This window comes from Bradyrhizobium sp. PRIMUS42, from assembly GCF_023006515.1.
Taxonomy (GTDB): Bacteria; Pseudomonadota; Alphaproteobacteria; order Rhizobiales; family Xanthobacteraceae; genus Bradyrhizobium.
Map to the genome: position 1 here is coordinate 1 of NZ_JALBGZ010000510.1, position 4,716 is coordinate 4,716.

The window sequence follows — 4,716 nt, forward strand, 5'->3', positions numbered from 1 at the left end:
ATGCGACGTGGTGCGCGGCATCGGCGCGCCCTCGACGGTCAATCTATCCAATGACGCTGCCGGCCGCCGTGTCGCCGTCGTCACCTGGACCACCGGGCCGCGCGCCGGCATCTACACCTTCACCTCCGGCCGCCTGTCCTCGATCGAGGGCAGCCCCGAGCCGGCGGCCGTGCCGAAGGCCGCCAAGCCGAAGGCGAAGAAAAAGCAGGCGGCCTGAGCGGAAGCTTGAGTCGCGGGCAGGGCGCGTCATGAGCCGACGCTGAGCTTGCCTTTCTGAACAAGCGCGCATTCGAGGCGCATCGTCAGAAGTGCGGATCTGATCCAGAAGAAGGCGATGAGATCAGGATGAATCGTCATCGCGCTTTTGGTTGTTGTTTGCGCATGATCTCCGCGCAAACGCGTTCCGCGTTTGTCGCGAGGGAAAACCGCTTCGCACTTGTCCGGATCATGCTTTAGGCTACGCTCGCCAAAAAGATTTCGCGCAATAGTTTGGAGTCGATCCGCCTGGCGGGGCCTCACCGATCCGGCGCGATAGCTCGTCCAGCGATCCGTGGTCGGTCATTTTCGAGCGCTCCAACGAGGACTGGCTCAAGGCCCGTCCCAATGCACAATTCCATTTCACGCCGACCAGTGCATCCTGGCTCAACCAGATCGATCTCCGGTTCATCCTGATCGGCGGCCGCTTGCTCGCGCAAATCGTTGATCACCTTTCCGAAACGGATTGCTTGCCGCCCTGTAGCCGCCGCGCGGGCTCGACCTGATGAAGATAAACCGCAAGAGTGTCCCAAGGTGGGGTCACGGAAAGCTGCCAAAGCATCCGCCCCACCTCGCCCCGGTGATAGCCTCCATGGAACGCAACATGGGTCAGCATCTCCTCTCTCGACATATATCCCTTGTCGCCATCGGTGAAGGTGAACGGCACAGCTTCGGAGAGAGTAGAGGACGGGGTGTCGCGAACGTAGCCGAGATACCACTGATCGGAGGATGTGACGGCGGCCCTCAGCTCATCCAGTGTCGGGGGCTCATCCAAATTGGCGGAGGCGTACCCGTGCGGTACGCCTTGCAGATGCGCAGCAAATATCCGCGACACCGCATAGTAGTGGCTAATCAGTCGCAGGGCCGATTGTAGCTCAGTTCCGTATTTCTCGCGATCTACGGTTTCCAGCTTGTCGAACAAGTCGATGTTGGCCCACGCATGATAGCCATAGAGTGTTTGGAGCAAGCTAGTCATTGCCGCCGATCCTTCCGCGATTTAGAAATATGAGCAACGCATTCACATTCTCCATGAGGCGGATTTCTTGTCTACTCGTATTGCACAACGGCAATCAGTGATGCGGAAGGAGCCGCGCCAAGCCCGATCCCGCGCAACGGTTGAAGCGATCATTCAGGCTGGTGCTCGCATTTTGAGCGATGAAGGATGGGCCGGATTCACGACCAACAAGGTTGCAGACAACGCTGGAGTGAGCATCGGCTCGCTGTACCAATATTTTCCGGACAAGCTCTCCTTAGTCGATGCTATTCGCCGCCGGCATCTGGATGACTGTCTTGCCGTTATGCGGAAATCTCAAGCCAAGGAACTATCTTCGGTGCAGTTCGTGGCGAACCTCGTTGACGCCATGATCGCTGCCCATAGCGTCTACCCCGGATTGCACAGGGTATTGCTCGACGAGGCTCCAAGCTCTGACGACCATCGGAACCCCCACAGCGAATTTGAGGTCGAATACCTCGCTTACTATTCGAAGGCTGTAGCTATCCATCGGAAGCGTCCGCCCAATAGCGCGGACCAAACCGCTGCTCTGATCATATCCGATACGATCGACGGGGTGATTCATAACGCCGCTCGCCGTGGCACGTTGGCGGACCCAACGGTGCGAAAGGAGTTGGTTCGGCTGATCAGTCTATATCTTGTAGCGCTTTGATGGTCCGATCTCCCGCTGCGGGATGTTGAGTACGTTGCCAATAATTCAATTGCGAGTGCCGATGCATCGTGATTGCGACACTTTTGCTGAAATCGCTTTCGTGATGGCGGTGCGGCCGAGAATACGCTCATATGGCGTGAGAAAAAACTGGAGGAAATCGTGCGGTTCATTGCCCTCATCTCGGCTCTGCTCTTGCCGCTCGGCGCGGCCGTCGCCCAGGATTATCCGTCGAGAACCATCACCGTGCTGGTTCCATACGCCGCCGGCGGGCCGACGGACACCATCGCGCGCCTGACCGCGGCAAGCATGGCGAAATCCCTGGGACAGCAGGTCATCGTCGAGAACGCGACCGGTGCCGGCGGCACGATCGGCACGACCCGCGCCGCGCGTGCCCAGCCGGACGGGTACACGCTGCTGGTCCATCATGTCGGCATCTCGACCGCGGCCACGCTGTACCGCAATCTGAGCTACGACACGAAGACCGCATTCGCGCCGATCGGGCTCGTGACCAATGCGCCGATGACCATCATCGCGCGTCCGGATTTCCCGGCCGACACGCTGAAGGAACTGGTCGCCTACGCCCAGCAGCAGGGCGACAAGCTGACTTACGCCAATGCCGGGTTAGGTGCGGCATCGCATCTCTGCGGCATGCTGTTCATGGCGGCGATCCAGAAGCAGCTCACCACGGTGCCCTACAAGGGCAACGGTCCGATCATGAACGATCTGCTCGGCAAGCAGATCGATCTCACCTGCGATCAGGCGACGAACACGACCGGCCCGATCACGGCCAAGCAGGTCAAGGCCTATGCGATCACCACCAAGGAGCGGCTGAAGAGCCTGCCTGATCTGCCGACCGCCGACGAGGCCGGCCTCAAGGGTTTCGAGCTCGGCGTCTGGCACGGTCTCTATGCGCCCAAGGGCACGCCGCCCGCGGTCGTTCAGAAGCTGACGGCGGCGCTCCAGGCAGCGCTGAAGGACCCGACGCTGATCGCCCGGTTCAACGACATCAACACCGAGCCGGTCCCGCAGGACAAGGCGACGCCCGAGGCGCTGGGCGCGATGCTGACGAGTGAAATCGATCGCTGGGCGCCGATCATCAAGGCAGCCGGGCAATACGCGGACTGAAGCCAGAGGCGCCCGGTCTGACCCGTCTTTCGGGCGCGACATTGCTGAGCGAAGCGGAATCGAGGAAATGCTCAATCAATTCACTGACAAGCTGCCAATAGCGCGCCTGATTTGACGGACGTCTCGGACCGGCGGCGCGCCAAACTGCCGAAGATATTCGCGACTGAATTGCGAGGCGCTTTCGTAACCTACTGCGAAGGCGACATCTGACGCGGTTCGGTCACCGGAGAGCAGCAGTTGTCGCGCCTCCTGCAATCGAAGCTGCTTCTGATACTGGATCGGGCTTAGCCCGGTCAGTGCCACGAAATGGCGGTGCAGACTGGCGCGGCTCATGCCGCTTGCCTCGCGCAGGGCTTCGATCCGCAGCCGCGTGTTGGGGTGGTCGCGAATCCATTCGACCGCACGCCGGATCCGGCCGAGGGCCCCCTCGGGCCGGGCGATATGGCGCAGCAGGCGCCCCTGCGGTCCCTGCAGGAGACGATAGAGCAATTCCCGCTCCGCCATCGGCGCCAGAACCGGAATGTCGCCCGGCGTGTCGAGCAACGCCAGCAGGCGCAGCAGCGTGACATTTCGGGCGGTCAGGCGATCTGATCCTCGCGTCGCTCCTTCATCTGGAATCGAGAGGCCATCATGCCCGACCCCAGCCTGACACTCATCAGCCATCCGCTCTGCCCGTTCGTCCAACGCGCCGCGATCGTCCTTCTGGAAAAGAGCGTGCCGTTCGAGCGGATCAACGTCGACCTCTCGGCCAAGCCCGACTGGTTCCTGGCGCTGTCCCCCACCGGCAAGGTCCCGCTGCTCAAGGTGCGCCGGATCGACGGAGAGGATGCGATCCTCTTCGAAAGCATGGTGATCTGCGAGTATATCGAGGAAACGCAGGGCGGCGCGCCGATGTATTCCGACGATGCGCTGCTGCGCGCCCGGCAGCGCGCGTGGATCGAGTTTGCCACGCCGACCCTCTCCGATGCCTGGCAGTTCCTCAATGCTACCGACCCGGCGCGGCCGCCAAGCGGGCAGCGTTCCGCGACCGACTCCAGCGACTGGAGACGGAGCTCGGCTCGGGACCGTATTTCGCCGGCGCAACCTTCGGCATGGTCGATGCGGTCTACGCCCCGCTCTTCCGCTACTTCGCCATCATCGATCCCGCGGTGTCGCAGGCGATCTTTGACGACCTTCCACGCGTCTCGGCCTGGCGGGCGGCACTGGCGGCGCGTCCCAGCGTCAGGGACGTCGTGGTCGAAGACTATGCCGAGCGCTTCCGGAAACACCTGCGCCAGCATCAGGCGCTCCTCGCAGCCTGACGCCGCCCGCAGACGGGGCATCGGCTGTGCATGGTTGTTTTGCAGGTTTTGAGGGGGACGGCCTCGCGGCGGCGCTAGCCCGCCGCCTCATCAAACTGCGCGCTCGCCTCGAGCCACTGCTCCTCCGCGCGCGCCAGCGCGTCCGCCGCATTGGCGCGCGCCTTTGACAGCTGTGCGGCCTGCTTGGGATCGCGCGTAAAAATGTCGGGCAAGGCGAGGGCGGTGTCGATCTTGGTGATGATGTCGCTGACGCGGGCGATCTCGGCTTCGGCATCGGCGATGCGCTTCTTCAGCGAGCCACGATTGTCTGACCTTGCACGCTGCGGCTTCTCGCTCGCGGCGCTGCGCTCGCGCGGGGCGGGCTCGCCGTT

Annotated in this window: 3 protein-coding genes and 5 pseudogenes; 5 read left to right on the forward strand and 3 right to left on the reverse strand. The window is 62.4% G+C overall.

The genetic code is table 11. The annotated features are described in order from the left end of the window. Both MOV75_RS27985 and MOV75_RS27990 read left to right on the forward strand, forming a co-directional pair. Positions 1-217 (forward strand): annotated as a pseudogene (locus MOV75_RS27985) (hypothetical protein); the annotation flags it as partial. Between the two features lie 352 nt (positions 218-569). After that, positions 570-692, forward strand: a pseudogene (locus MOV75_RS27990) (IS630 family transposase); the annotation flags it as partial. 11 nt (positions 693-703) lie between these two features. Here the strand turns inward: MOV75_RS27990 and MOV75_RS27995 are convergent. Continuing rightward, positions 704-1,231 (reverse strand): DinB family protein, encoded by a 528-nt coding sequence (locus MOV75_RS27995; RefSeq protein WP_246929711.1) that lies wholly within the window; start codon positions 1,229-1,231, stop codon positions 704-706. 100 nt (positions 1,232-1,331) lie between these two features. On the opposite strand from MOV75_RS27995, the gene MOV75_RS28000 reads away from it, so the two are divergent. Both MOV75_RS28000 and MOV75_RS28005 read left to right on the forward strand, forming a co-directional pair. Then, a complete protein-coding gene (locus MOV75_RS28000) occupies positions 1,332-1,919 on the forward strand; it encodes a TetR/AcrR family transcriptional regulator (RefSeq protein ID WP_247006968.1) in 588 nt (195 codons plus the stop codon). Between the two features lie 159 nt (positions 1,920-2,078). Beyond that, entirely contained in the window at positions 2,079-3,044 is a 966-nt protein-coding gene (locus MOV75_RS28005; RefSeq protein ID WP_247006969.1) for a tripartite tricarboxylate transporter substrate-binding protein, read from the forward strand. A 75-nt stretch (positions 3,045-3,119) separates the two neighbouring features. Here the strand turns inward: MOV75_RS28005 and MOV75_RS28010 are convergent. Beyond that, positions 3,120-3,608 (reverse strand): annotated as a pseudogene (locus MOV75_RS28010) (helix-turn-helix domain-containing protein); the annotation flags it as partial. Between the two features lie 66 nt (positions 3,609-3,674). Here MOV75_RS28010 and MOV75_RS42760 point away from each other — a divergent pair. Continuing rightward, positions 3,675-4,345 (forward strand): annotated as a pseudogene (locus MOV75_RS42760) (glutathione S-transferase family protein). Positions 4,346-4,419: 74 nt separating this feature from the next. On the opposite strand, the pseudogene MOV75_RS28025 reads toward MOV75_RS42760, so the two are convergent. Continuing rightward, positions 4,420-4,716 (reverse strand): annotated as a pseudogene (locus MOV75_RS28025) (ABC transporter ATP-binding protein); the annotation flags it as partial.